This is a genomic window from Pantoea sp. JZ2 (assembly GCF_035191405.1).
GTDB classification, from domain to species: domain Bacteria; phylum Pseudomonadota; class Gammaproteobacteria; order Enterobacterales; family Enterobacteriaceae; genus Pantoea; species Pantoea stewartii.
The window spans coordinates 174,933-200,228 of record NZ_CP045247.1; the positions used below are offsets into that span (position 1 = coordinate 174,933).

21 protein-coding genes are annotated in these 25,296 nt (G+C 54.0%); 8 read left to right on the top strand and 13 right to left on the bottom strand.

Features of this window, described 5'->3' with window-relative positions:
• The first annotated feature begins 56 nt into the window (after positions 1-56).
• A complete protein-coding gene (locus GC087_RS00820) occupies positions 57-491 on the top strand; it encodes a DUF805 domain-containing protein (protein WP_006121293.1) in 435 nt (144 codons plus the stop codon).
• Here the strand turns inward: GC087_RS00820 and fpr are convergent.
• Positions 482-1,228 (bottom strand): ferredoxin--NADP(+) reductase, encoded by a 747-nt coding sequence (gene fpr, locus GC087_RS00825; RefSeq protein ID WP_054632881.1) that lies wholly within the window; start codon positions 1,226-1,228, stop codon positions 482-484. The genes GC087_RS00820 and fpr overlap by 10 nt on opposite strands.
• 270 nt (positions 1,229-1,498) lie before the next feature.
• Between fpr and emrD the strand changes: the two genes are divergently transcribed.
• Complete coding sequence (gene emrD / locus GC087_RS00830; RefSeq protein WP_269751336.1) at positions 1,499-2,692, top strand: multidrug efflux MFS transporter EmrD; 1,194 nt, start codon at positions 1,499-1,501, stop codon at positions 2,690-2,692.
• On the opposite strand, the gene glpX is transcribed toward emrD, so the two are convergent.
• The 3 genes from glpX to GC087_RS00845 form a co-directional block, all read right to left on the bottom strand.
• Positions 2,682-3,692, bottom strand: coding sequence for a class II fructose-bisphosphatase (gene glpX / locus GC087_RS00835; protein WP_006121296.1), 1,011 nt, complete (start codon positions 3,690-3,692; stop codon positions 2,682-2,684). The two genes, emrD and glpX, sit on opposite strands and share 11 nt — an antisense overlap.
• Positions 3,693-3,786: 94 nt before the next feature.
• Entirely contained in the window at positions 3,787-5,298 is a 1,512-nt protein-coding gene (gene glpK / locus GC087_RS00840) for a glycerol kinase GlpK (RefSeq protein ID WP_039342527.1), read from the bottom strand.
• A 29-nt stretch (positions 5,299-5,327) separates the two neighbouring features.
• Positions 5,328-6,176 (bottom strand): MIP/aquaporin family protein, encoded by an 849-nt coding sequence (locus GC087_RS00845; protein WP_324029431.1) that lies wholly within the window; start codon positions 6,174-6,176, stop codon positions 5,328-5,330.
• A gap of 418 nt (positions 6,177-6,594) precedes the next feature.
• On the opposite strand from GC087_RS00845, the gene zapB reads away from it, so the two are divergent.
• Positions 6,595-6,834, top strand: a complete 240-nt coding sequence (gene zapB / locus GC087_RS00850; RefSeq protein WP_006121300.1) for a cell division protein ZapB — start codon at positions 6,595-6,597, stop codon at positions 6,832-6,834.
• Positions 6,835-6,888: 54 nt separating this feature from the next.
• Here zapB and rraA read toward each other — a convergent pair whose 3' ends face one another.
• The 6 genes from rraA to priA form a co-directional block, all read right to left on the bottom strand.
• Entirely contained in the window at positions 6,889-7,374 is a 486-nt protein-coding gene (gene rraA / locus GC087_RS00855; RefSeq protein WP_006121301.1) for a ribonuclease E activity regulator RraA, read from the bottom strand.
• A 160-nt stretch (positions 7,375-7,534) separates the two neighbouring features.
• Positions 7,535-8,872: an ATP-dependent protease ATPase subunit HslU gene (gene hslU / locus GC087_RS00860; RefSeq protein WP_006121302.1), complete on the bottom strand. Its 1,338-nt coding sequence runs from the start codon at positions 8,870-8,872 to the stop codon at positions 7,535-7,537.
• Positions 8,873-8,882: 10 nt separating this feature from the next.
• Complete coding sequence (hslV, locus tag GC087_RS00865; RefSeq protein ID WP_006121303.1) at positions 8,883-9,413, bottom strand: ATP-dependent protease subunit HslV; 531 nt, start codon at positions 9,411-9,413, stop codon at positions 8,883-8,885.
• An 88-nt stretch (positions 9,414-9,501) separates the two neighbouring features.
• Positions 9,502-10,443 (bottom strand): cell division protein FtsN, encoded by a 942-nt coding sequence (gene ftsN / locus GC087_RS00870; protein WP_006121304.1) that lies wholly within the window; start codon positions 10,441-10,443, stop codon positions 9,502-9,504.
• A gap of 156 nt (positions 10,444-10,599) precedes the next feature.
• Positions 10,600-11,634, bottom strand: coding sequence for a DNA-binding transcriptional regulator CytR (gene cytR / locus GC087_RS00875; protein WP_058701581.1), 1,035 nt, complete (start codon positions 11,632-11,634; stop codon positions 10,600-10,602).
• Positions 11,635-11,798: 164 nt separating this feature from the next.
• Positions 11,799-13,994, bottom strand: coding sequence for a primosomal protein N' (gene priA, locus GC087_RS00880; RefSeq protein ID WP_058701582.1), 2,196 nt, complete (start codon positions 13,992-13,994; stop codon positions 11,799-11,801).
• Positions 13,995-14,218: 224 nt separating this feature from the next.
• On the opposite strand from priA, the gene rpmE reads away from it, so the two are divergent.
• On the top strand, positions 14,219-14,434 hold the full coding sequence (gene rpmE / locus GC087_RS00885; protein WP_006121308.1) for a 50S ribosomal protein L31: 216 nt from the start codon (positions 14,219-14,221) through the stop codon (positions 14,432-14,434).
• Positions 14,435-14,508: 74 nt separating this feature from the next.
• On the opposite strand, the gene metJ is transcribed toward rpmE, so the two are convergent.
• Complete coding sequence (gene metJ / locus GC087_RS00890; RefSeq protein ID WP_006121309.1) at positions 14,509-14,826, bottom strand: met regulon transcriptional regulator MetJ; 318 nt, start codon at positions 14,824-14,826, stop codon at positions 14,509-14,511.
• A gap of 269 nt (positions 14,827-15,095) precedes the next feature.
• Between metJ and metB the strand changes: the two genes are divergently transcribed.
• A complete protein-coding gene (metB, locus tag GC087_RS00895; protein WP_006121311.1) occupies positions 15,096-16,256 on the top strand; it encodes a cystathionine gamma-synthase in 1,161 nt (386 codons plus the stop codon).
• Positions 16,257-16,258: 2 nt separating this feature from the next.
• Positions 16,259-18,691 (top strand): bifunctional aspartate kinase/homoserine dehydrogenase II, encoded by a 2,433-nt coding sequence (locus GC087_RS00900; RefSeq protein ID WP_033738110.1) that lies wholly within the window; start codon positions 16,259-16,261, stop codon positions 18,689-18,691.
• A 473-nt stretch (positions 18,692-19,164) separates the two neighbouring features.
• On the opposite strand, the gene ppc is transcribed toward GC087_RS00900, so the two are convergent.
• Both ppc and argE read right to left on the bottom strand, forming a co-directional pair.
• A complete protein-coding gene (gene ppc / locus GC087_RS00905; protein ID WP_324029433.1) occupies positions 19,165-21,813 on the bottom strand; it encodes a phosphoenolpyruvate carboxylase in 2,649 nt (882 codons plus the stop codon).
• 350 nt (positions 21,814-22,163) lie between these two features.
• Entirely contained in the window at positions 22,164-23,312 is a 1,149-nt protein-coding gene (gene argE, locus GC087_RS00910; protein ID WP_006121176.1) for an acetylornithine deacetylase, read from the bottom strand.
• Between the two features lie 168 nt (positions 23,313-23,480).
• On the opposite strand from argE, the gene argC reads away from it, so the two are divergent.
• Together argC and argB are read left to right on the top strand one after the other, a co-directional pair.
• The gene (argC, locus tag GC087_RS00915; RefSeq protein ID WP_039342537.1) at positions 23,481-24,485 is read left to right on the top strand and encodes an N-acetyl-gamma-glutamyl-phosphate reductase; all 1,005 of its coding nucleotides are present in this window, start codon (positions 23,481-23,483) and stop codon (positions 24,483-24,485) included.
• Between the two features lie 14 nt (positions 24,486-24,499).
• Positions 24,500-25,276: an acetylglutamate kinase gene (gene argB, locus GC087_RS00920; RefSeq protein WP_006121174.1), complete on the top strand. Its 777-nt coding sequence runs from the start codon at positions 24,500-24,502 to the stop codon at positions 25,274-25,276.
• The last annotated feature ends 20 nt before the right edge of the window (positions 25,277-25,296 follow it).

The window sequence follows — 25,296 nt, forward strand, 5'->3', positions numbered from 1 at the left end:
GTTTTTATCTTCAAGGTCAAAAGTGTGCAGCGTAAAATTTTGTCTAAGGAAAGTGCATGATAATCCAGCAATGGTTTTTCTCTTTTCGCGGGCGCGTAGGGCGTCGGGATTTTTGGCTCTGGCAGGCAATCTGGGTACTGCTAACCAGCCTGCTGTTTTTCCTGGCAGGTAACGATCTGCTGGACACACAGATGGCTGCGTTTGGCATCGTCTGCTTATTGTGGCCTGCCAGCGCGATTGTGGTTAAACGCCTGCACGATCGCGATCGCCGGGGCTACTGGGCCCTGCTGCTGATTGCCGCCTGGCTACTGATGGCGGGCAACTGGAGCATGACGGGAGAGGTGTTACAGTGGCTCATCGGGCGCGTACTGCCCTTTATTATCCTGGCCGGATTGATTCTGGATCTGGGGGTGTTTCGTGGCACCGTCGGCGACAACCGCTTTGGTGCCGCGCCGGTGCCCTTGCGTCTGAAACGCGCGCCTTACCAGTAGTTTTCGCTGGTGATATGGCCGGGTTTGCGCTTAAGGTGCTTACGCATACCGCGCGTCTCTTTCAGTAACTGCTGCGTATCACGTACCATCTGTGGATTGCCACAAACCATGACATGGCTGGTCTCTGCGTCAATGGTTAACCCTGCTGCCTGCTCCAGCTTGCCATTCTCAATCAGGGCCGGAATGCGTCCCGTCAGCGACCCCAGACTTTCCTCACGGCTGACAACCGTGATGATCTGCAACTTACCGTTATAGATTTGCTGGAGTTGCTGCATCAGCGGTAAAAAGCTCAGGTCGGCGGCATAACGGGCGGCATGGACCAGGACGATATTATCGAAGCGATCCAGGCCTTCGCCCTGTTGCAGGATCGACAGGTAAGGGCCCACGGCGGTACCGGTCGCCAGCATCCATAATGTTTGACACTCAGGGACTTCATCCAGAATAAAAAAGCCCGCCGCATCTTTGGTGATCATCACCTGATCACCGGGGCGCAGCGCCTGCAGATGCGGGCTTAATTTGCCGTCGGGTACGGTGACTAAGTAGAACTCAAGCAGGTCGTCATTGGGTGCATTGACGTAAGAGTAAGCTCGCTGCACACGTTCGCCCTCAATTTCGAGTGCCAGTTTTGCGTACTGTCCGGCATGGAAGGGGGCAATCGGTGCCTTAACCCGCAGGCTAAACAGCGCATCGGTCCAGTTTTTCACTTCCTTCACTTGCGCATTGATCCACTCGGCCATAGTGACTCCTTAAGCGTTGATAGTCAGGCGGATAAACATCTTCGCTACTGCTCTGACAGATTACCAGTCGGTAACGGGGCAAAGGCTCTAATCGACAAACTGTAATATTAAGTTTACATCCTGGTTGCATTTATTGACGTGAATGGCGCACCCACTTTGTGTGAATCACTCGCTTTGTCACGTAATCCTGATATTTTCCTGCCACAACCTGTTTCAGCCGTTAGTTGTGCTGTTTAAACGTTCCTTTTCATACAGAATTTTTGTTCAATGATGATGAAGAAGATAGAAAATCGCCCGTTGTTGATCATGCTCATCGCATTGGTCGCAGTAGGGCAGATGGCTCAGACCATTTATGTGCCGGCAATGGCGGCAATGGCGGACGCACTGCAGGTGCGTAACGGCATGATGCAACATGTCATGGCGGCCTATTTAATGACCTATGGTGGATCGCAGCTGATCTATGGCCCGTTGTCTGACAGCGTAGGACGCCGTCCGGTGATCCTGGCGGGCATGGCGATCTTTATGATCGGATCAATGATCGCCTTACTGGCTTCATCACTGGATATGCTGGTCATTGGCAGTGCGATTCAGGGCGCGGGCACTGGCGTGGCCGGGGTGATGGCGCGGACCATGCCGCGCGACCTCTATAATGGCCATGCGTTACGTCAGGCGAACAGCTGGCTCAACATGGGCGTGCTTGCCAGCCCGTTAGTCGCGCCAGTGATTGGCGCAGCGTTGACACAACTGTTTGGCTGGCATGCCTGTTTCGCTTTTTTACTGCTGTTATGCATGATCGTGACGGTGACTATGGCGTGCTGGTTGCCGGAAACACGCCCGGTCAGCGCCGAAGTAACGCCGTTCCTTAAACGTTACATTCGTCTGTTACGCGATGCGAATTTTGTCCGCTATCTGGTACTGCTGATTGGTGCGCTGTCAGGCATTGCCGTCTTTGAGGCCAGCTGTGGTGTGCTGCTGGGCGGCGTACTGGGTCTGAACAGTTTTACCGTCAGTATCTTGTTCATTCTGCCCATCCCGGCCGCCTTCTTTGGGGCATGGTTTGCCGGGCGTGAGCAGCGTTCCTGGCACAGCCTGATGTGGTTTGGCGTCAACAGTTGCCTGCTGGCAGCAGTGCTGATGTGGGTGCCTGCCTGGTTTGGCATCATGACTATCTGGACGTTATTGATACCGGCATCGCTGTTCTTCTTTGGCGCGGGGATGCTGTTTCCCCTGGCGACATCGGGTGCCATGGAACCCTATGCCTGGCTGGCAGGAAGCGCGGGTGCATTGATTGGTGGTATGCAGAACCTGGGGTCCGGGCTGGTCGCTTCTTTGTCGGCGTTGATGCCACAGCGCGATCAGTTCAGTCTTGGCATGCTGATGTTCGTCACGGCGCTGGTGATGCTGCTCTGCTGGCTACCGCTTTCGCGCCAGCCAGCAGGTGACAATCAGGCGGTTACAGGATAAAAGGGTGCAGAGCTGGATCTTTACGGTCGAGATAATGTACAGACTGAATGCGGCGAATCGTGCGCGATTTGCCGCGTATTAACAGCGTTTCGCTGGTGGCCATATTGCCCTGACGAGTAATACCTTTCAGCAGGTCGCCGCTGGTGATGCCGGTAGCCGCAAAAACGACATTATCATTGCGCGCCATCGTCTGAAGTGGCAGGACCTTTCCTGCTTCGATTCCCATACCAGCACACCGTTTCAGCTCATATTCGCCAATGCGGCGGTTTTCCTCCGTGTCACCTTTCACATGGTGACGTGCCAGTAATCTGCCTTGCATATCACCATCCAGCGCACGGATAACGGCGGCTGAAACCACGCCTTCAGGCGCGCCGCCAATCCCGTACATCACGTCAACTTCACTGTCCGGCATACAGGTCAGTATGGATGCCGCAACGTCGCCATCGGGAAAGGCAAAAATGCGTACGCCCAGCGCTTTAAGCTGTTGGATGACAGCGTCATGGCGCGGCTTGGCCAGAATCGATACGGTGAGCTCTGAGAGCGGTTTATTCATGGCGATCGCGATATTACGCAGGTTAAGCTCAAGCGGTTGATCCAGATTTATATGGCCGCGCGCCGCCGGACCCACGATAAGCTTCTCCATATACATGTCAGGCGCATGAAGAAAGGTGCCTTTATCGCCTACGGCCATGACGGCAAGCGCATTGGCTTGTCCCATCGCCGTCATGCGTGTGCCTTCAATGGGATCGACCGCAATATCTACCGCGTCACCCTGGCCGGTTCCCACTTTCTCGCCGATATAAAGCATCGGGGCTTCGTCGATTTCCCCTTCGCCAATCACAATCTGGCCATCGATCTGGATGGTATTTAAGACGTGACGCATGGCATGGACCGCCGCACCGTCGGCCGCGTTTTTGTCGCCGCGTCCTAACCATTTATAGCCTGCCAGCGCGGCAGCTTCGGTTACGCGGGAAAATTCAATGGCAAGTTCTCGTTTCATTGTAGGCACCTGACAAAAAACAGGCAGGCAGTGTAGCGGAGGGAGAAGGCGGGGAAAAGGCCCGTGACAGCCGAGGTCACGGGCATAGGGCAGATTACTCTTTTTCTTCCCACGCTTGCGCGCGCGCAACGGCTTTTTTCCAGCCGGCGTAGCGGAAGTTACGCTCTGTGGTTTCAAGCGTTGGACGGAATTCGCGCTCAACGACAGCCTTAGCACGGACTTCATCCAGGTCTTTCCAGAAGCCAACGGCCAGACCCGCCAGATACGCGGCACCCAGTGCTGTGACTTCGCGCACTTCAGGACGCTCAACGCGCGTACCCAGAATGTCAGACTGGAACTGCATCAGGAAGTTATTGGCAACCGCACCACCGTCGACACGGAGTGACTGAAGACGTGTGTTTGCATCGTTTTGCATGGCTTCCAGGACGTCACGCGTCTGGTAAGCGATGGACTCCAGCGTTGCACGGATGATGTGGTTTGCATTCGCACCACGTGTCAGACCGAACAGCGCACCACGCGCATAGGGATCCCAGTAAGGTGCGCCCAGACCGGTAAAGGCTGGCACCATATATACGCCGTTAGAATCTTTCACTTTCATCGCGAAGTATTCAGAGTCAGCCGCATCGCTAATCAACTTCATCTCATCGCGTAACCACTGAATGGCTGCGCCACCGATAAAGACGGCACCTTCCAGCGCGTAGTTCACTTCTCCACGCGGGCCGCAGGCAATAGTCGTCAGCAGACCATGCGTTGAAGTCACCGCTTCGGTACCGGTGTTCATCAGCATAAAGCAGCCGGTGCCGTAGGTGTTTTTCGCCATTCCCGGCTGCACGCACATTTGACCGTAAAGCGCAGCCTGCTGGTCGCCTGCAATACCGGCGATAGGAATACGCGTACCGCCTTTACCACCGATGTTAGTCTGTCCGTATACTTCAGACGAAGATTTCACTTCGGGTAACATTTCACGCGGGATATCAAGAACATCCAACAGGCGTTGATCCCACTCAAGTGTGTGGATGTTGAACAACATGGTACGTGAGGCATTCGTGTAATCGGAGATATGCACACGTCCCTGAGTCATTTTCCAGACCAGCCAGGTATCCACAGTACCGAACAGCAATTCGCCACGTTTTGCACGCTCACGCGCACCTTCAACGTTATCAAGAATCCATTTCACTTTGGTGCCGGAGAAGTAGGGGTTAATCACCAGACCCGTGGTGTGCTGAATGTATTCTTCCAGCCCTTCACTCTTCAGCTTGTGACAGTAGTCAGCGGTACGGGGATCCTGCCAGACAATGGCATTATAAACCGGCTTGCCCGTTTCTTTATCCCAGACGATGGTCGTTTCACGCTGGTTCGTAATGCCGATAGCGGCGATTTCATCAGAACGAATATCAGCATGGGCCAGCACTTCTACGAGCGTTGAACTCTGGGACGCCCAAATATCCATAGGGTCATGTTCTACCCAGCCCGCTTTGGGATAGATTTGAGTAAATTCGCGTTGCGATACCGCCACAATGTTAGCGTCATGATCCAGCACAACAGCGCGTGAACTGGTTGTGCCCTGATCCAGAGCGACGATGTATTTTTTATCGGTGGTAGTCATAAATTCATTCCTGATGATAAAAGTGGAACTTACGCTTTACGTTCATGCGCGGACGCAATCGGTTTGTCAGTAGTGGGTGAGGCAATCACCGCGCCGGGCAAATGGCGACCAATCAGGGCGCGATAACCAAAGGCACCCAGGCAAGCACCGACCAGTGGACCAAAAATTGGCACAAGGAAATAAGGGATCTGATGGCCGCCCGTAAAGGCAACGGAGCCCCAGCCAGCCAGCCATTCGAAAACTTTAGGTCCGAAATCACGAGCCGGGTTCAGCGCAAAGCCGGTCAGTGGACCCATTGAACCGCCAATCACCGCTACCAGCAGGCCAATCAACAGGGGTGCCATTGGACCACGTGGAACGCCGTTGCCGTCATCCGTCAGCGCCATAATCACAGACATCAATACCGCGGTGATGACCATTTCTACCAGGAACGCCTGGCCCACGGAAATCTGTGGATTTGGATAGGTAGAGAAAATGCCGGCCAGACTCAGGCTTTCAACTGAACCGCGCACTATGTTATGACTTTGTTCGAAATTGATAAACAAGCTGTAGTAAAGACCATATACCAGCGCTGCGCCACAGAATGCGCCTGCGACCTGAGACAGGATATAAGGCACGACTTTACGGCCTTCAAAATTAGCGAAAAGACAAAGTGCAATCGTAACGGCTGGATTGAGGTGGGCGCCTGATACGCCAGCACTGAGGTAGACCGCCATTGAAACGGCTAAACCCCAGACGATACAGATTTCCCATTGGCCAAAAGAGGCGCCAGCCAGCTTAAGCGCGGCAACACAACCCGCGCCGAAAAACAGGATCAAACCGGTACCCAGAAATTCGGCAATACACTGACCTTTGAGTGTGGTTGTAGTCTGACTCATGATAGTTGTTCCTGAAGCGAGGTTAAATTTTATCAGTTTTTGTTCTCAGTCCGTGAGTCACCCATCTTCGTTGTAGGGCTGATGTTAATTTATCGTTAACGAGCATAAACGAGAAATAGCGAAATTGATTTTTGTGTGGCGCGTCAAAAAAATGCGCGTTTTCGCGTGTTTCAGTTTTCTTTAAGCGCCATTGAGTGCCTTTCTGCGGGCTTTCTTCAGGCTCTGACAGTAATGCGCGCAGCAAAAAGTGGTTTTTAGGGATAGGCTGAAAAGTGGTACTGACAGTGGACTGCAGGCCTGCGTTGCTGGACTTGCGGGATGAGGCTACATACAATCGGGACAACGTTGCTGGTAAACGCCTTGTGTGCGAAAGCTGGCATCATCAACGCCTTGCAGGATTTTAGGAGAGGTCAGAAAGATGTCATTTGAAGTGTTTGAGAAACTGGAAGCGAAAGTACAGCAGGCGATTGATACTATCACCTTGCTGCAAATGGAAATTGAAGAGCTGAAAGAGCAGAACAACAACCTGCGTAATGAGGCGCAGAACGCAGCCGGCAACCACGAAGCTCTGATGCGTGAAAATCAGCATCTGAAAGAGGAGCAGCATGTCTGGCAAGAACGCCTGCGTGCCTTGTTGGGAAAAATGGAAGAGGTTTAAGCCTCTGCTGATACAAAAACGGGTGCCACTGGCACCCGTTTTCGTTTGCAGACATTATTCAATATCAAGCGGGTCTTCCGACAAAATCATACCGGTGTTGTCTGCATACAGGTGATCGCCTGAGAAAAAAGTGACGCCACCAAAATTCACGCGCACATCGCTTTCACCAATCCCTTCGCCCGCTGCGCCCACCGGAATGGCTGCAATGGCCTGGATACCAATTTCCAGCTCTTCCAGTTCGTCAACCTGACGAACTGAACCGTAAACGACGATGCCTTCCCACTCATTCTGTGCTGCCAGACGCGCAAGTTGTGCATCCACTAACGCACGGCGCACTGAACCGCCGCCATCAATTAACAGTACGCGACCCCGGCCATTCTCTTCCAACAGATCGTAAAGCAGGCCGTTATCTTCAAAGCATTTCACTGTGGTTATCTGACCGCCGAATGAGGTCCGCCCACCGAAATTTGAGAAAAGCGGTTCAACAACATTCACTTCTTCGTGGTAGATGTCGCAGAGTTCAGAAGTATCGTATTTCATAAGGGTTTCGTCTGTTTGCCACAGGAGCGCTAAGTATATCGCTTTATGCTAATTGTTGGCAAAATCATCAACCGTAAAAAAACGGTCCTGCATCAAGCGCATGCAGAAAAAAGCCCAGACGTAATGTCTGGGCTTTGATACAACGCATGGATGCGGAGTGTTACAGAATAAAGCGGCTTAAATCTTCATCTGCAACCAGTTCATCCAGATGCTTGCCGACGTAATCAGCATCGATGGTTACGGACTCTCCACTGCGATCGCTGGCATCGTAAGAAATATCTTCCATCAGGCGCTCCAGCACGGTATGCAGACGACGCGCACCGATGTTTTCGGTCGTTTCGTTGACCTGCCAGGCCGCTTCCGCGATACGGCGAATACCATCGTCGGTGAAGTGGATGTTCACGCCTTCGGTATTCATCAGTGCTTTGTACTGTACGGTGACGGAGGCATTTGGTTCAGTCAGAATGCGCTCGAAATCATTGACCGTCAGCGCCTGCAGTTCAACGCGAATCGGTAAACGGCCCTGCAGCTCAGGAATCAAATCAGACGGGCTGGCCACCTGGAATGCGCCCGAGGCGATAAACAGGATATGGTCAGTTTTAACCATGCCATGCTTTGTCGACACGGTACAGCCCTCTACCAGTGGCAGCAGGTCGCGCTGGACACCTTCGCGCGAAACATCGGGGCCACCGGCGTTTTGGCCGCCGCGTTTACAGATCTTATCGATCTCATCGATGAAGACGATGCCGTGCTGTTCAACCGCGTCGATAGCATCCTGTTTCAGTTCTTCCGGGTTAACCAGCTTAGCCGCTTCCTCTTCAATCAACAGCTTCATCGCTTCTTTGATTTTGAGTTTGCGTGGCTTTTGCTTTTGACCACCCAGATTCTGGAACATGGACTGTAGCTGGCTGGTCATCTCTTCCATGCCCGGCGGTGCCATGATTTCTACACCCGGCCCTGTTACGGCTAAGTCGATCTCGATTTCTTTATCATCAAGCTGGCCTTCACGCAGCTTCTTACGGAAAGACTGACGCGCAGATGAGGGCTCACTGGTGTGTTCAGCCTGTCCCCAGTTATTTTTTGCCGGCGGGATGAGGACATCCAGGATGCGCTCTTCCGCCATTTCTTCTGCGCGGTATTTGTTCTTCTCAATGGCCTGGCTGCGCACCATTTTAATCGCGGAGTCCGTCAGGTCGCGAATGATGGAGTCGACTTCTTTACCGACATAACCCACTTCGGTGAACTTGGTGGCTTCCACCTTGATGAAGGGGGCGTTAGCCAGTTTTGCCAGTCGGCGAGCAATTTCCGTTTTACCTACACCGGTCGGGCCGATCATGAGAATGTTTTTCGGTGTCACTTCGTGACGCAACTCTTCATCAAGCTGCATACGGCGCCAGCGATTACGCAGCGCGATGGCCACGGCACGCTTGGCGCTGTCCTGACCAATGATAAAGCGGTTCAGTTCGCTGACGATTTCGCGTGGAGTCATTTCAGACATGGTTAAATCCTTACGACTTAGACGTTAATTCTTCAAAATTAACGTTGTGGTTAGTGTAGATGCAAATATCGCCAGCGATATTCAGCGATTTCTCAACGATGTCACGTGCGCCCAGCTCTGTATTCTCCAGGAGTGCGCGCGCCGCCGCCTGAGCGAAGGGACCGCCTGAACCGATGGCAATAAGATCGTTTTCAGGCTGAATGACGTCACCATTACCACTGATAATCAGCGAGGCGGATTCATCGGCCACCGCCAGTAGCGCTTCAAGACGGCGCAACATCCGATCGGTGCGCCAGTCTTTCGCCAGCTCAACGGCCGCTTTCACCAGATGGCCCTGATGCATTTCAAGTTTACGTTCGAAGAGTTCAAACAGGGTAAAGGCATCGGCGGTACCGCCAGCGAAGCCAGCAATGACTTTATCGTTGTAAAGACGACGCACTTTTTTAACGTTGCCTTTCATTACGGTATTACCGAGCGTAGCCTGGCCATCACCGCCAATCACTACCTGGCCGTTGCGTCGAACACTTACTATTGTTGTCACGGGCAGACCCCTTTTACTGTCGGAAAAAAGCTCCGCGCACAAGGCGCGGAGGATCATGCAGACAGATATGGGGCGGGTTTGACGGGTTTCAACCCCCAATGGCGAGCGGAATGCAGCCGGAATGGCCTGACGCACGCAGACGTTTCAGCGTACTGTCGGCACTGGCCCGATCTTTAAAGGGCCCTACCACCACACGGTTCCAGCCGCCGCCGGAGGTGAGGCGACTTTCAAAACCTTCGAACGCCAGGGCAGCACGCACGGATTCAGCCTGTTCTGTTCCCTTGAACGAACCGCACTGCACCATCCAGCGTTGCGATGCCGCTTTTTCAGCAGGTTTCGTTTTCGCCGTATCCTGTGTCTTAGGCTGGGCGGTAGGTTCGCGTGTCACCGGCGCAGGTTGTGACTGCTGCTGGGTATTCTGCTGTTGCTGGCGCTGCGTATGTTGTTCCTGAATCTGCTGGCGCGGCTGTTGTACCTGCTGCTGACGTTGCTGCACCTGCTGTTGCTGACGCTGGAATTGTTGCACCTGTTGTTGATGCTGGTATTGCTGAACCTGTTGTTGATGTTGCAGCGTTTGCTGCCGCTGTGCCGGGGTTTGCTCGTTCCACGGGACTTCGTTCAACTGGGTAGGCTGCTGGCGCATATCTGCCTGCATTTGTTCCAGCAACTGACGTTGCTCATCCGTCAACTGGGTATGTGACTGGACTTCGCCACCCGAGGTTGGTTCGCTGGGCGTTGGAACGGTAACCTGACGATTTTCAAGCTCTTTTATGTATTTCCAGCGTTCTTCAGGCTTGGGCGGCAAGCCATTACCGTTGGCTTTATGATCCGTAATGACCGGCACATCTTCCTTCTTATGATGCGCAAGGAACCATAAACCACCGGCAAAGGTCACTAATACAGCCACCGCCAGTACAATCATAAGTTTAGAGGTGCCTGAACCGCTTTTCGTTTTTTTACCACGGCTGGGGCTTTTCTTGCGACGCGTCCCTGTTGAACGCCCGCGGCCTACATAATCTTTTTGTGCCACTCTCGTCCTGATACCCTTCAAAATATGATGCCATTTGGGCGAATCCGTTGTTACCACACGCCCGGCAAGGAGCCCGCCATGTTACTTAAGGGCTGGAACTTTGACCAGCAATGATAGCCCTAAGAATCTCCTGAAAATAGCGGAACATTTTCTGTATCAACGCCCCATTTTTGCCAATGTTGTGCTACCGCGTATCACTAATTCTGCGTCGAGTAACTTTGACCCGCTCCGCGTGCCTTTCCCCTGAAGTTCGTTCAGCAGTAACAGCACCGCTTCCCGGCCAATGTCAAAACAGGGTTGTTTCACCGTGGTCAGCGGCGGTTCGCAGTAGCGCGACAGCTCGATGTCATCGAATCCCACCACGGACAGGTCTTCCGGCACACGTAAGCCCAGTTTTTTTGCCTGACTGATGGCACCGATGGCCATGATATCGCTGTGACAAAACAGGGCCTGCGGGGGCTCGGCTAAGGTCATGAGCTGATTGATCGCGGCCACACCTGATTCGAAAGTGAAATCTCCCCGAACAATACAGGTCGGATCGACGCTAATCCCGCTGCGTCGTAACGCCTGTACGTAGCCCTGCAGACGATACTGACACAGGGCGACATCTTCCGGACCGGCCAGGCAGGCGATGCGTTTATGGCCTAACTCCAGCAGATGGTTAACGGCAACAAATGAGGAGGTAAGATTGTCGATATTCACCGTCGGCAACGACATCTCGGGATCGAACTCAATCGCCATCACCATGGGCGGAAGATTACGTTGTTCGTCCGGGCTGACGTCAAAAGGCAACTGCGCGCCCAGCAGCACCATGCCATCAATCTGACGTGTCAGTATCAGGTTGAGAAATGTCCACGCCTGCGGTTTCTGATGCGCACAATCGCCGATAAGCACGAGATAACCGGCTTCTGAGGCGGCGACTTCAACGCCGCGAATAATGTCGCTGAAAAAGGGATCGCAGATATTGGGGACGATCAACAAAATCGTTTGTGTGTCGTTGCGCCGGGAATGTCGTGTCATGCTTTGCGACGCATAGCCTACGGCCGCGACGGCCTGTTCCACCTTTTGACGGGTGGCCGAAGAGACTTTTTCGGGATTCATCAGCGCACGCGACACGGTAGCAGTGGAGACGCCGGCTTTTTCTGCGACGTCTTTCATGGTGGCGGCGGCCGGCGGTTGATTCTGATCCAACACATGCTCCTGATGCGTAATCGCGCATTCAACGTTCGTATCGACGGGTATAAAAACAAGCCGGGCACTATTGTTATCGATTGGCCAACAAGGCTGTTACTTAATTTGCATAAAAATTGTGACTTATGCGACGTATTTCGATCCCGCTCGCAACCTGGCCGGCCTTAACTTTCGGTAGGATCGACATCCAGCGTCCACTTCACCTTTCGTGAGGCGGGCAAGGTTGTGACCAGCGGTAACGAACTGCTCAGCAACTGTTGCAGGCGTTTACGCGAGGGATGCTGAACCAGTAACTGCCAGCGCCAGCGGCCACTGCGTTTAGGCTGCAAGGCAGGTAACGGGCCCATAAACCACATTGACGCATCGTTATGCGGGCTGGCTTCCAGCATATTGCGTAGCTGTTGCAGAAATTCTGCAGCCTGATGATTATCCATGTCTTCTGCCCGGAATAAGGCATGGTGCGTCCAGGGAGGTAAAAAGACCGACTGGCGCTCCAGCAACGTTTGTTGTGCGAAAGCGAAGTAGCCCTGATGCAGCAGCGTTTGCAGCAGGGGATGATCAGGATGATGGGTTTGCAGTAAAACCTCACCTTGCTTACCGGCACGTCCGGCACGTCCGGCCACCTGGGTATACAGTTGAGCAAAGCGCTCCGCAGCACGGAAATCGGCTGAGAACAAGGCACCGTCTACATCCAGCAGCGACACTAAGGTCACATCCGGGAAATGATGACCTTTTGCCAGCATCTGCGTGCCAACCAGAATACGCGCGCCCCCGCGATGAACGTCGGCGAGGTGCTGTTCAAGAGCGCCTTTTCGGCTGGTGGTATCACGGTCAATGCGTGAGACAGGGACGCCGGGAAAAAGGGTGCCCAGCTGTTGCTCCAGCTGTTCCGTGCCCACACCGACCGGCAGTAAATGTGTTGAACCACATTGCGGGCACTGATGCGGCAGTGGTCGTTGACTGTCACAGTGGTGGCAACGCAACTGGCGGTGATGCTGATGCAGCGTGTAATAACGGTCGCAGCGCTGGCATTCGGCGATCCAGCCGCAATCGTGACAGAGCAGAGCCGGCGAAAAACCGCGGCGGTTCAGAAACAGCAGAACCTGGTTATCGGCTTTCAGGTGCTGACGCATTTTGAAGATCAGGGCGGGTGCCAGGCCACCAGTAAGTTGTGCCCCTTTCAGGTCGATCAACTGCTGCAGTGCCGGTTTAGCATTGCCGGCACGCTTCATCAGATCAAGCTGGCGATATTTACCGTTACGCACGTTATGCAGGGTTTCCAGTGCCGGCGTTGCGGATCCCATGACTACAGGAATGTTTTCTTCATGCGCGCGGAAGACAGCCAGATCCCGTGCCTGATAGCGCCAGCCTTCCTGTTGCTTATAGGAACTGTCGTGCTCTTCATCAATAATGATCACGCCCGGTCGCGCCATGGGAGTAAAGAGCGCGGAACGCGTACCAATAATAATGGCGTTTTCCCCCCGTCGCGCCCGCAGCCACACGGACAGACGCTCGCTGTCATTAAGTCCCGAATGCAGGACATCCACCGGCGCGTCAAAACGTTCACGGAAACGGGCAATGGTTTGTGGCGTCAGGCCAATTTCCGGTACCAGCACCAGTGCCTGTTTCCCCCGCGCCAGCACATTTTCCAGTACGCTGAGATACACCTCGGTTTTACCGGAACCTGTAATTCCTGCCAGCAGCCAGGCGGCATAGTGCTCATCTTCTCCCCGAATGGCGCCCACCGCAGTCGCCTGATCGGTGTTCAGGCGCAGACGCTCACCCTTTACCGCAAACGCGGTTCGCCAGTCATGCATTTGCGGCTGGTGCTCGTGCAATTCGCAAAGCCCTTTCGCGCGCAACGCCTGCATAGCCGCCTCGGTCAGGTCATGTTCACTGACTTCATGACGATAGAGCGGTTGCTGGCGCAGCACCGCCAGACCTTGCTGCTGCCTGGGCGCGCGTTTAAGACTTTCCGGGGACGTCGCGCGGCCCTGTTCCGTGATTTCCCAGCGCCACAGGGGATCATCCTGAGCCGGTTTACCTTGTCTGAGGAGTACCGGAATGGCATGGCTGAGCACCTCACCCAGCGGAGAGTGATAATAGTCGGCTGCCCAGTGAAGAATGCGCCACAGAGAGGACGGAAACAGGGATTCCCTGTCCAGGACGGTAAGCACCTGTTTAAGCTGTGAGGTCGCCAGATCGCTGCTGTCAGAGAACGCCACCACAATGCCGATCATTTTCCGGTTACCAAACGGCACGATCACGCGACCGCCAGTCACCGGCTGCACACCCTCAGGCGGCAGATAGTCAAAAAGGCGGGGAAGGGGAACGGGCAGGGCAACCTGAACAACGGGCATAACTTTCTCTTTCCGGTTCATCTGACAGGGCGATTAGTGTACACGCTGGCGCACAGGACGGATATCTCAGGCGACATTTGCAGCAGCAAACATTAGCCTGTATAATATGCCGCCTTCGGTAGGAAAGACCTTACCGGAGTACACCATTAATGTTCAATCGCGTGTGGTGCTGCGCAGGTTTCGTCCTGGCGCGGAGAGCGACACGGCCTTCTATGAGGTTTCCCATGAAACAAGGTATTCACCCTAAATACGAAGCAGTTACCATCAACTGTACTTGCGGTAACGTGATTCACACTCGCTCTACGCTGACTCACGAACTGAACCTGGACGTTTGTGGTAAGTGCCACCCGTTCTACACCGGTAAGCAGCGTGAAGTTGCCACTGGTGGCCGCGTTGACCGCTTCAACAAGCGTTTCAGCGTGCCAGGCACCAAAAAATAAGAAACGGCATTCGAACATTTGTTCGGCGGCAAGAAAAACCCAGCTCAGGCTGGGTTTTTTTATGTCTGGCTGACTCAGTATTCCCAGGTGTCCGGGTCAATGCCCATCTCGCGCATAATTTTCTTCGCTTCTTCCGGGATTTCGTCGTTACGTTCTTTACGCAAATCGACATCATTTGGTAACGGTTGTCCGGTAAAAGCATGCAAGAAGGCTTCGCACAGGAGCTCACTGTTGGTCGCATGGCGCAGGTTATTCACCTGACGACGTGTCCGTTCGTCAGTCAAAATCTTTAACACGCTCAACGGAATAGAAACCGTGATTTTTTTAACCTGTTCGCTCTTCTTGCCGTGCTCAGCGTACGGGCTGATATATTCGCCGTTCCATTCAGCCATGGGATACCTTAATCAATAAAAGTTAAAAGTTACGAAATCAGCCGATTATGCCTGATTTTCTTCTACCGGACCCCTTCTCTGGCGGGTTTCTTCGTCCAACACAGGAAGAAAATGGGTTGAACGCCAGCATGGGCGCATAATTTTAGCGGTTATTGCGGCCATGCTCAATCTATACGCAAAGACATTTGGATGTCCAGATGTATTGACGTCTAAATGTAAGCTGATATCCTGTGGTCAGTTTATTTCTCACTTCAGGAACAGTTAGCCCTATGACGCGTAAACAGGCAACCATCGCAGTGCGCAGCGGTTTGAATGACGACGAGCAATATGGCTGCGTTGTCCCGCCCATCCACCTTTCCAGCACCTATAACTTCCATGATTTCAATGAGCCGCGAGCCCACGATTATTCTCGTCGTGGTAATCCTACGCGCGACGTTGTGCAACGCGCGCTGGCAGAGCTGGAAGGCGGTGCGGGCGCGGTATTGACTAATACCGGTATGTCCGCCATTCATCTGGTCACAACGGTTTTCCTGAAGCCTGGCGATTTGCTGGTGGCACCGCACGACTGCTATGGCGGCAGCTACCGTCTGTTCGATAGTTTAAGCAAGCGCGGTGCTTATCGGGTGAAGTTTGTCGATCAAGGCGACAGTGCCGCGCTACAGGCTGCGCTGGACGAGAAACCTCAGCTCGTATTAGTAGAAAGCCCCAGTAACCCGCTGCTGCGTGTCGTCGATATCGCGGCCATCTGCGACGCCGCGCGTAAAGTAGGCGCAGTAAGCGTTGTGGACAACACCTTTATGAGTCCGACGCTGCAAAATCCGCTGGCGCTGGGCGCAGATCTGGTTATTCACTCCTGTACCAAATATTTAAACGGGCACTCCGATGTCGTGGCTGGCGCTGTCATTGCCAAAGATCCTCAGGTCGCGACCGATCTGGCGTGGTGGGCGAATAATATTGGCGTGACCGGTTCCGCTTTTGACAGCTACCTGCTGTTACGTGGTATGCGTACGCTGGGTCCGCGTATGGCCGCTGCTCAGCGTAATGCGTTAGAAATTGTTGCTTATCTGAAGCAGCAGCCCCTGGTGAAAAAGTTGTATCATCCTTCTCTGCCAGAAAATGCCGGGCATGAAGTCGCTGCGCGTCAGCAGCGTGGGTTTGGCGCCATGCTCAGTTTCGAACTGGATGGCGATGAAGCGCGCTTGCGTCGTTTCCTGAAAGCGCTTGAACTGTTTACGCTGGCTGAATCACTGGGTGGCGTTGAGAGCTTAATCTCGCATACCGCGACCATGACGCACGCTGGCATGTCTGCAGAAGCCCGTGCCGCAGCAGGTATTTCTGAAACATTGCTCCGTATTTCTGTGGGGATTGAAGACCACGAAGATTTAATTGCCGATTTGGATAATGCATTCCGGATCGCAGCAGAGGATTAACCATGACGATTTCAGCAGGCGCAGGAACGCCAAACAACAGACAGCTCCACAAGTTTGGTGGCAGCAGCCTTGCCGATGCACGCTGCTACCAGCGTGTTGCCAGCATCATGGCGGATTACAGCCAGCCAGGCGACATGATGGTGGTCTCAGCCGCAGGTTCAACGACCAATCAGCTGATTAGCTGGCTGAAACTGAGCCAGAGTGACCGCTTGTCCGCGCATCAGGTGCAGCAGACATTACGTCGTTATCAGAGTGAGCTCATCAGTGCCCTGTTGCCTGCCGAAATCGCCGAACCTTTAATATCGGCCTTTATTCGCGATCTTGAGAAGCTTGCCGGATTACTCGATGGTACCGTTACCGACGCGGTTTATGCGGAAGTCGTGGGCCATGGTGAAGTCTGGTCGGCACGTTTAATGTCCGCTGTGCTGAATCAACACGACCTGCAGGCCTGCTGGCTGGATGCGCGCGATTTTCTGCGTGCAGAACGTGCCGCGCAGCCTCAGGTTGATGAAGGAAAATCCTGGCCGTTGTTACAAACGCTGCTGGCCCAGCATCCCCATAAACGTATCGTGGTGACGGGCTTTATCTGCGCCAACGATGCGGGTGAAACCGTGTTGCTGGGGCGTAATGGCTCTGATTACTCCGCCACACAAATTGGTGCGCTGGCCGGTGTGGGACGCGTCACTATCTGGAGTGATGTGGCGGGTGTTTACAGTGCCGATCCACGTAAAGTTTCTGATGCCTGTCTGCTGCCGCTGTTGCGTCTTGATGAGGCCAGTGAACTGGCGCGTCTCGCCGCACCGGTGCTGCATACCCGCACCTTACAGCCCGTTTCCGGCAGCGACATCGATTTGCAGTTGCGCTGTAGCTATCAGCCAGAACAGGGCTCAACCCGTATTGAGCGCGTCCTCGCTTCCGGAACGGGCGCACGCATTGTGACCAGTCACGATGATGTGTGTCTGGTCGAAATCCAGCTTCCCGGGCAGCACGATTTTACGCTCCTGCGCAAAGAGATCGATCAGTTGCTCACGCGCGCGCAGATGCGCCCACTGGCAATGGGCGTTCATCCTGATCGTCAGCTGCTGCAACTCTGTTACACCTCTGAAGTGGTTAACAGCGCCTTCACATTGTTACAGGACGCAGGCTTACCCGGGCATTTACAGTTACGTGATGGCTTAGCGCTGGTAGCGCTGGTCGGAGCAGGCGTGACTCGTAATCCGTTGCATACGCACCGTTTCTGGCAGCAATTGAAAGATCAGCCGGTTGAGTTTGTTTGTCAGTCGCCAGAACATATCAGCGTGGTGGCGGTCCTGCGCGTGGGGCCGACGCAGCATTTAATTCAGGGCTTACACAGCTCCCTGTTCCGTGCCGAAAAGCGAATTGGCCTGATGCTGTTTGGCAAAGGCAATATCGGCTCACGCTGGCTGGAACTGTTTGCGCGTGAGCAGGAAACCTTGTCAGCACGAACCGGTTTTGAATTTGTGCTCGCGGGTGTGGTCGACAGTCAACGCAGCCTGCTGAACTATGACGGGCTTGATGCCAGCCGCGCGCTGGCCTTCTTTGACGATGAAGCGGAAACACGTGATGAAGAATCGCTGTTTCTGTGGATGCGGGCGCATCCTTACGATGATCTTGTGGTGCTGGACGTCACCGCCAGTAAACCACTGGCACAGCAGTATCTGGATTTTGCCAGTCATGGCTTCCACGTGATTAGCGCCAATAAGATTGCGGGCGCGTCCGACACGCAAACCTGGCGTGAGATTCGCGATGCCTTCGAAAAAACCGGGCGTCACTGGTTATATAACGCCACCGTAGGCGCAGGTTTACCCATCAACCATACGGTGCGGGATCTGCGTGAAAGTGGCGATACCATTCTGTCGATTAGCGGTATTTTCTCTGGCACATTGTCCTGGCTGTTCCTGCAGTTTGACGGGTCGGTGCCCTTTACCGAACTGGTGGATCAGGCATGGCAGCAGGGCTTAACCGAGCCGGATCCGCGAGTTGATCTGTCTGGCGAGGATGTGATGCGTAAGCTGGTCATTTTGGCCCGTGAAGCGGGCTATAACATTGAACCCGATCAGGTACGCGTCGAGTCACTGGTGCCCCAGAACTGTGATGAATCCGTCGACCATTTCTTCGAGAACGGTGACGAACTTAATGAGCAGATGCTGCAACGGTTTGAAGCCGCTCAGGAAATGGGGCTGGTCCTGCGTTACGTGGCACGGTTTGATGCCAATGGCAAAGCACGTGTGGGTGTGGAAGCCGTTCGTCCTGAGCATCCTCTGGCAGCCTTACTGCCCTGCGATAATGTGTTTGCCATCGACAGCCGCTGGTATCGCGATAATCCTCTGGTGATTCGCGGACCTGGCGCGGGTCGTGACGTCACGGCAGGCGCCATACAGTCTGATATCAATCGCCTCGCGCAACTCCTCTAAACAGGTTTCAACACAGGTGCTCTGGCACCTGTTTTTTTGCCCTGTTTCTGCTCGCCGATGTCATAACGTGCGGTAACGTTTGCCTGCCTGTGGCGCCATTTTGACTGGCGCTGAGGGGAGCATCGATCACGTTGAATGTCTGAACGTCTCACTATGTTGGGGGGAAGCGTTGGGTGGTGGTGGCAGGATGCGTTTTTTTGCCGGTCAGCGCTAAACGGACAGATTACTCTTCATTCTTCCCGCCCCGGATCAGCGAAATGGCAGAGAAGCTATGGCATGCCATTGGTCACCTGAGCCTGCTACGAACAGGGTGAATATTCTGTCACGCGAAAGGGTAAAAGACCGGCATTTCTACAATCTGAAAGGTGCGATACCTTTTGCCCCCGCGTCAGTTGGGCGACCTGTAATGGCGATATGAGGATGACGTTAACTGATACGAAACAGGGCGGTATCAACCGCCCTGTTTCTGTGAGCTAACCTGTATTACGCATCCCTGCAGCGACACCGGCAATCGTCACCATCAGCGCCTGTTCGACGCGCGCATCCGGTTCTTCACCACGGGCTTCCTGTGCACGTGAACGGTGAAGCAGCTCTGCCTGGAGTACGTTCAGGGGATCGGTATAAACGTTACGCAGGGCAATCGATTCGGCAATCCACGGCTGGTCCGCCATCAGATGGGAATCGTTGGCGATGGTCAGCACCGCTTTAATATCGGCATCCAGCTGGTCACGCAGCTGTTTACCTAATGGCCATAACGATTTATCAACCAGTCGCTGATCGTAATACTCCGCCAGCCACAGGTCTGCTTTCGAAAACACCATTTCCAGCATACCAAGGCGGGTTGAGAAAAAGGGCCAGTCGCGGCACATGGCCTCAAGCTGATCCTGATGGCCTGCCAGCATCGCCTGCTGCAGGGCGGCGCCCGCGCCCAGCCAGGCGGGTAACATCAGGCGGTTTTGCGTCCAGGCAAAAATCCAGGGAATGGCGCGCAGGGATTCCACACCGCCCGTCGGACGACGCTTCGCCGGACGAGAGCCCAGGGGCAGCTTGCCCAGTTCCTGCTCAGGGGTTGCGGAACGGAAGTAAGGCACAAAATCCTTATTCTCACGCACATAACCCCGGTACATGGCGCAGGAGTCGGCAGAAAGCTGGTTCATGATATTACGCCATTCCGGTTTGGGTTCCGGCGGCGGCATCAGGTTGGCTTCCAGAATCGCGCCGGTATAAAGCGACAGGCTGGCGATAGTGACTTCCGGCAAGCCGTACTTGAAGCGAATCATTTCGCCCTGTTCCGTCACGCGCAGGCCGCCTTTGAGGCTGCCTGGCGGCTGGGACAGCAGTGCGGCATGCGCGGGTGCACCACCGCGGCCGATGGTGCCGCCGCGTCCGTGGAATAGCGTGAGGGAAACGCCCGCCTTTTCGCAGGTTTTAATCAGTGCATCCTGTGCCTGGTATTGTGCCCAGCTGGCGGCCATCACGCCGGCATCTTTCGCCGAGTCGGAATAGCCAATCATGACCATTTGTTTGCCCTGAATAAAACCACGGTACCAGTCGATGTTAAGCAGTTTGCTCATCACATCATTGGCATTGTTCAGGTCATCCAGGGTTTCAAACAGGGGAGCAACCGGCATAGCGAACGGAATGCCAGCCTCTTTCAGTAACAGATGGACGGCAAGGACATCAGACGGCGTTTTCGCCATCGAAATGACATAGGCTGCGATAGAGCCCTGGGGCGCTTCTGCCACTACTTTGCAGGTTTCCAGCACTTCGCGGGTTTCGTCACTCGGTTCCCAACTGCGAGGAAGTAAAGGGCGCTTGGAGTTCAGCTCACGGATAAGAAAAGCCTGCTTGTCGGCTTCCGACCAGCTTTCATAATCGCCCAGGCCCAGATAGCGGGTAATTTCAGCGATAGCTTCAGTGTGACGGGTGCTTTCCTGACGGACGTCGATGCGAACCAGCGGCACGCCAAAGCATTTCACACGGCGCAGCGTATCCAGTAACTGACCGTTGGCAATAATGCCCATGCCGCACTGCTGCAGGGACTGATAGATAGCGAAAAGCGGATCCCACAACTGCACGTTGGAGACCAGCAGGTCTGCCGGGCGGGGCAAGCGCTCGCCTTTCAGGCGGCGCTCCAGGTAAGCCTGGGTAGACATTAGCTGACTGCGCAGACGCTTTAAGATCACGCGATACGGCTCCAGCGCCTCAGGATCGCCACTCAGCTCGGCAACTTCCTGACTGCATTCGGACATCGACAGTTCCGAAATCAACACGCCAATATCGCGCAGAAACAGATCGGTGGCTTTCCAGCGGCTGAGCTGCATAACATGGCGGGTAATGGCGGCGGTGACGTTCGGGTTACCGTCACGGTCTCCGCCCATCCAGGAGGTGAACTGCACCGGCACAAAATCAACCGGTAACTTAATGCCAAACGTCTCTTCTACCTGCTCATTCAGCTCACGCAAAAATGCAGGTACACCTTCCCACAGGCTGTTTTCAACGACGGCAAATCCCCACTTGGCTTCATCAACCGGCGTTGGACGGTATTTACGGATCTCATCCGTATGCCAGGCCTGCGCGACCAGTTGGCGCAGGCGGCGCATAATCTGGTTGCGTTCGTATTCAGAGATATCGCTGTGGTCGAGTTGTTCAAGACAGCTGTTGACCTCGCCCAGTTTGTGAATCAGCGTGCGGCGAGTAATTTCAGTAGGGTGCGCGGTTAAAACCAGTTCCAGGGAAAGTGATTCAATGGCGTTATGAATCGCACTTTCACTGAGATTATTTTGCTTGAGGGTTTCAAATGTTTTTTTCAACAGTTCAGGGTGGTTTGCGCCATCGCCGCTGCGGGAAATCGTTTGATACTGCTCAGCCACGTTAGTGAGGTTGAGGAACTGACTAAAGGCACGCGCCACGGGCAATAACTCGTCATTTGACAGGTTTTGCAGCGTATTCAGCAATTCCTTACGATGAGTGTCATTTCCTGCACGGGATGACTTAGAAAGCTTACGGATGGTTTCCACCTGGCCCAGGATATTCTCTCCCAGCGCATCCTTAATCGTATCCCCGAGCAGTTTGCCGAGCATACTGACATTACTTCGCATTGCGGAATATTGTTCGTTCATGTGACCCTGACACCCTTATCGTCTTGATAAACCTCTATACCCGGCCTTTTCAGGCAGCAGAAAAGCCAGCAACGTCGTCCTCCCGGCTCTGACCGGGGTTCTTCAGTTGCTGCCCGTCGCAAGCTGAATAAAGTGGGATGATTGCCCAGTGGGTATAACATCGTCTTTTATCTAGCCACGTAATCAGGCGTTCGTCAAATGACTTAAAGTGAGGGAAACGTGCAGCTAACTGACGGAAATTCATGGAATTTGATAGCGGCGAAGCGGGATAAGTTATTCTTATTATCAAATCCCACAGATTGGCAGGGCATTTTGCTGTTAATACAGTGAAATGCCCCGTTTGATGATAATTAGTGACAGAAATGCTGCACAACCTGAGCGATTAAGGCGCGCGTAGGCTGAATAAATGCGGTATCGATAAATTCGTCCGGCTGATGCGCCTGGTTGATAGAACCCGGGCCCAGCACCAGCGTTGGACAAAGTTGCTGGATAAACGGGGCTTCAGTGCAATAATTCACCACTTCTGTCGGTGTACCCAGCAGTTTTTCCACCACCTTGACCAGCTCATGGTCAACCGGACATTCATAGCCCGGAATCGGCGGATGCAATTCTTCGATGGTAATCCGTCCCGGCCAGCGTTCGCTCACCGGCGCCAGTGCCTCATTCAGCAGCGCGTCAAGATCGCTCAGCGTCAGCCCCGGCAAAGGGCGGATGTCCATGTGCAATTCGCAGCAGGCGCAGATACGGTTTGCTGCATCACCGCCATGAATATGACCAAAGTTCATTGTGGGATAAGGAATCGCAAAACCATCATGGTTGTAACGGGATTTCAGCGTATTGCGCAGTTGCATGAGTTCGGTAATCGACTCATGCATCAGCTCAATGGCGTTGACGCCGCGAGCCGGATCGCTGGAATGGCCGGATTGACCCTGAATACGAATCGCATTCGAGATATGTCCTTTGTGCGCACGAACAGGTTTCAGTGACGTCGGTTCGCCAATAATGGCGCAGTCAGGGCGAAGCTGTGTGGATGCGGCAAAATATGACGCGCCCGCCATGGTGGTTTCTTCATCAGCGGTGGCCAGAATATAAAGCGGCTTACTCAGGGCTGTCACATCCACATCACGGAGCGTGTCCAGAATAAACGCGAAGAAGCCTTTCATATCGGCGGTACCCAGACCGTACAACTTATTGTCGTGCTCGGTCAGGGTAAAGGGATCGCGAGTCCAGCGACCATCATCAAACGGAACGGTATCGGTGTGCCCGGCAAGCAGCAGACCGCCCGCACCGCTTCCGGTGCGCGCCAGCATATTAAATTTATGCCGCGTGCCCGGCACGGGTTGGACTTCCACGGTAAAACCCAGGTCACGGAACCAGCCAGCCAGTAAATTGATTAAAGTTTCATTGCTCTGATCGAGAGCGGCATCGGTTGCGCTGATAGACGGTGTTGCGATCAACTGGCGGTAGAGTTCGATAAAAGGCGGTAATTTTGTCTTCACTGTTGACGGTCCTTGAGTTAGGATGTATCAATATTCATGCATTAATAGTGAATAAAAATACATTAACGTCGTGTGCATGTGAACCTTAAATCGCTGCAAACGACATCGTGGGCAACGGGGCAAGGCCGCGACCCGGAACGTGTGACTGTAATAAAGGTATACAGCCTGATGTTGAATACGCTGATCGTTGGTGCCAGTGGTTACGCTGGCGTAGAGCTTGCCACCTTCCTTAATCGCCATCCACATATCAACATAACCGCTTTGGCGGTGTCTGCGCAAAGTCCCGATGCGGGTAAGCGCTTGTCCGATCTTCATCCACAGCTGAAAGGCGTGGTGGATCTGCCGCTGCAGCCACTGAGCCGCGCCGACGAATGGGCAGATAAAGTTGATGTGGTGTTTCTGGCGACGGCCCACGAAGTCAGCCACGACCTGGCGCCTGAATTTCTGAAAGCTGGCTGCGTCGTGTTCGATCTGTCCGGCGCTTTCCGCGTCAACGACGGCAAGTTTTACACGCAGTTTTATGGCTTCACGCACCAGCATGGGGACTGGCTGGATAAAGCCGTTTACGGTCTGGCGGAGTTCCAGCAGGAAAAAATCAAAGAAGCACAGCTGATTGCCGTCCCTGGCTGCTATCCCACCGCCTCTCAGTTGGCACTCAAGCCGTTGGTGGATGCCGGTTTACTGAATGAGGCGCAGTGGCCGGTCATCAATGCCACCAGTGGCGTCAGTGGAGCAGGGCGCAAAGCGAATGTTGGTACCAGCTTCTGTGAAGTCAGTCTGCAGCCTTACGGTATTTTTAATCATCGTCATCATCCTGAAATTGTGGCGCACCTGGGCACACCGGTAATTTTTACGCCGCACCTGGGCAGTTTCCCGCGTGGCATCCTGGCCACGATCACCTGCCGTCTTAATGCCGGCGTCAGCCGTGATGATGTCGCTGAGGTCTTTCACAATGCCTACCACGATAAGCCGCTGGTACGCGTTTACGAGCAAGGCGTACCGGCATTGAAAGCCGTGGTCGGTCTGCCTTACTGCGATATTGGCTTTGCCGTACAGGGCGAACACCTGATTGTGGTGGCTGCTGAAGATAACCTGCTTAAAGGGGCAGCCTCTCAGGCAGTACAGTGTCTTAATATTCGTTTCGGTTTCCCTGAAACGCAGTCACTGATTTAACGGACGACTAAACCATGACTAATCCATTAATTATCAAGCTGGGCGGTGTGCTGTTAGACAGCGAAGAAGCACTGGCCCGTTTATTTGACGCGTTGCTGGCCTACCGTTCTGCTCATCAGCGCCCCCTGATTATCGTTCACGGTGGCGGTTGCCTGGTCGATGAACTGATGAAAAAACTGGCGCTGCCGGTGCAAAAGAAGAACGGTTTGCGTGTTACGCCTGCCGATCAGATTGACATCATCACCGGCGCACTGGCTGGTACCGCCAATAAAACGCTGTTGGCCTGGGCGAAAAAATACGGCATTCAGGCCGTCGGTCTGTGCCTGGGCGATGCGGGCCTGGTCAATGTCACCCAGTTAGATGAAGCGCTGGGCCATGTGGGCAACGCAACGCCGGGCAATCCTGCATTAATTAACACGCTGCTGGGTGCAGGTTACATGCCCGTTGTCAGTTCAATCGGCATCACCGACAGCGGTGAGCTTATGAACGTCAATGCCGATCAGGCTGCCACAGCGCTGGCCTCAACGCTGGGTGCTGACTTAGTCTTGTTATCGGACGTCAGCGGCATTCTTGATGGCAAAGGTCAGCGCATCGAAGAAATGACGGCAGATAAAGCAGAACAGCTGATCGCTCAGGGCATCATCACCGATGGCATGATTGTCAAAGTGAACGCTGCGCTGGATGCGGCACGTACGCTGGGCCGTCCGGTCGATATTGCCAGCTGGCGTCATGCCGAGCAGTTACCTACCCTTTTTAACGGCGTGTCCATTGGCACCCGGATTCTCGCTTAACGACTCAGATTCAAGGATTA

Excerpts from the sequence above, each read along its gene's own strand:
- GC087_RS00820 (WP_006121293.1), top strand. The coding sequence starts at position 57 with ATGATAATCCAGCAATGGTTTTTCTCTTTTCGCGGGCGCGTAGGGCGT.
- fpr (WP_054632881.1), bottom strand. The coding sequence starts at position 1,228 with ATGGCCGAGTGGATCAATGCGCAAGTGAAGGAAGTGAAAAACTGGACC.
- emrD (WP_269751336.1), top strand. The coding sequence starts at position 1,499 with ATGATGAAGAAGATAGAAAATCGCCCGTTGTTGATCATGCTCATCGCA.
- glpX (WP_006121296.1), bottom strand. The coding sequence starts at position 3,692 with ATGAAACGAGAACTTGCCATTGAATTTTCCCGCGTAACCGAAGCTGCC.
- glpK (WP_039342527.1), bottom strand. The coding sequence starts at position 5,298 with ATGACTACCACCGATAAAAAATACATCGTCGCTCTGGATCAGGGCACA.
- GC087_RS00845 (WP_324029431.1), bottom strand. The coding sequence starts at position 6,176 with ATGAGTCAGACTACAACCACACTCAAAGGTCAGTGTATTGCCGAATTT.
- zapB (WP_006121300.1), top strand. The coding sequence starts at position 6,595 with ATGTCATTTGAAGTGTTTGAGAAACTGGAAGCGAAAGTACAGCAGGCG.
- rraA (WP_006121301.1), bottom strand. The coding sequence starts at position 7,374 with ATGAAATACGATACTTCTGAACTCTGCGACATCTACCACGAAGAAGTG.
- hslU (WP_006121302.1), bottom strand. The coding sequence starts at position 8,872 with ATGTCTGAAATGACTCCACGCGAAATCGTCAGCGAACTGAACCGCTTT.
- priA (WP_058701582.1), bottom strand. The coding sequence starts at position 13,994 with ATGCCCGTTGTTCAGGTTGCCCTGCCCGTTCCCCTTCCCCGCCTTTTT.
- rpmE (WP_006121308.1), top strand. The coding sequence starts at position 14,219 with ATGAAACAAGGTATTCACCCTAAATACGAAGCAGTTACCATCAACTGT.
- metJ (WP_006121309.1), bottom strand. The coding sequence starts at position 14,826 with ATGGCTGAATGGAACGGCGAATATATCAGCCCGTACGCTGAGCACGGC.
- metB (WP_006121311.1), top strand. The coding sequence starts at position 15,096 with ATGACGCGTAAACAGGCAACCATCGCAGTGCGCAGCGGTTTGAATGAC.
- GC087_RS00900 (WP_033738110.1), top strand. The coding sequence starts at position 16,259 with ATGACGATTTCAGCAGGCGCAGGAACGCCAAACAACAGACAGCTCCAC.
- ppc (WP_324029433.1), bottom strand. The coding sequence starts at position 21,813 with ATGAACGAACAATATTCCGCAATGCGAAGTAATGTCAGTATGCTCGGC.
- argC (WP_039342537.1), top strand. The coding sequence starts at position 23,481 with ATGTTGAATACGCTGATCGTTGGTGCCAGTGGTTACGCTGGCGTAGAG.
- argB (WP_006121174.1), top strand. The coding sequence starts at position 24,500 with ATGACTAATCCATTAATTATCAAGCTGGGCGGTGTGCTGTTAGACAGC.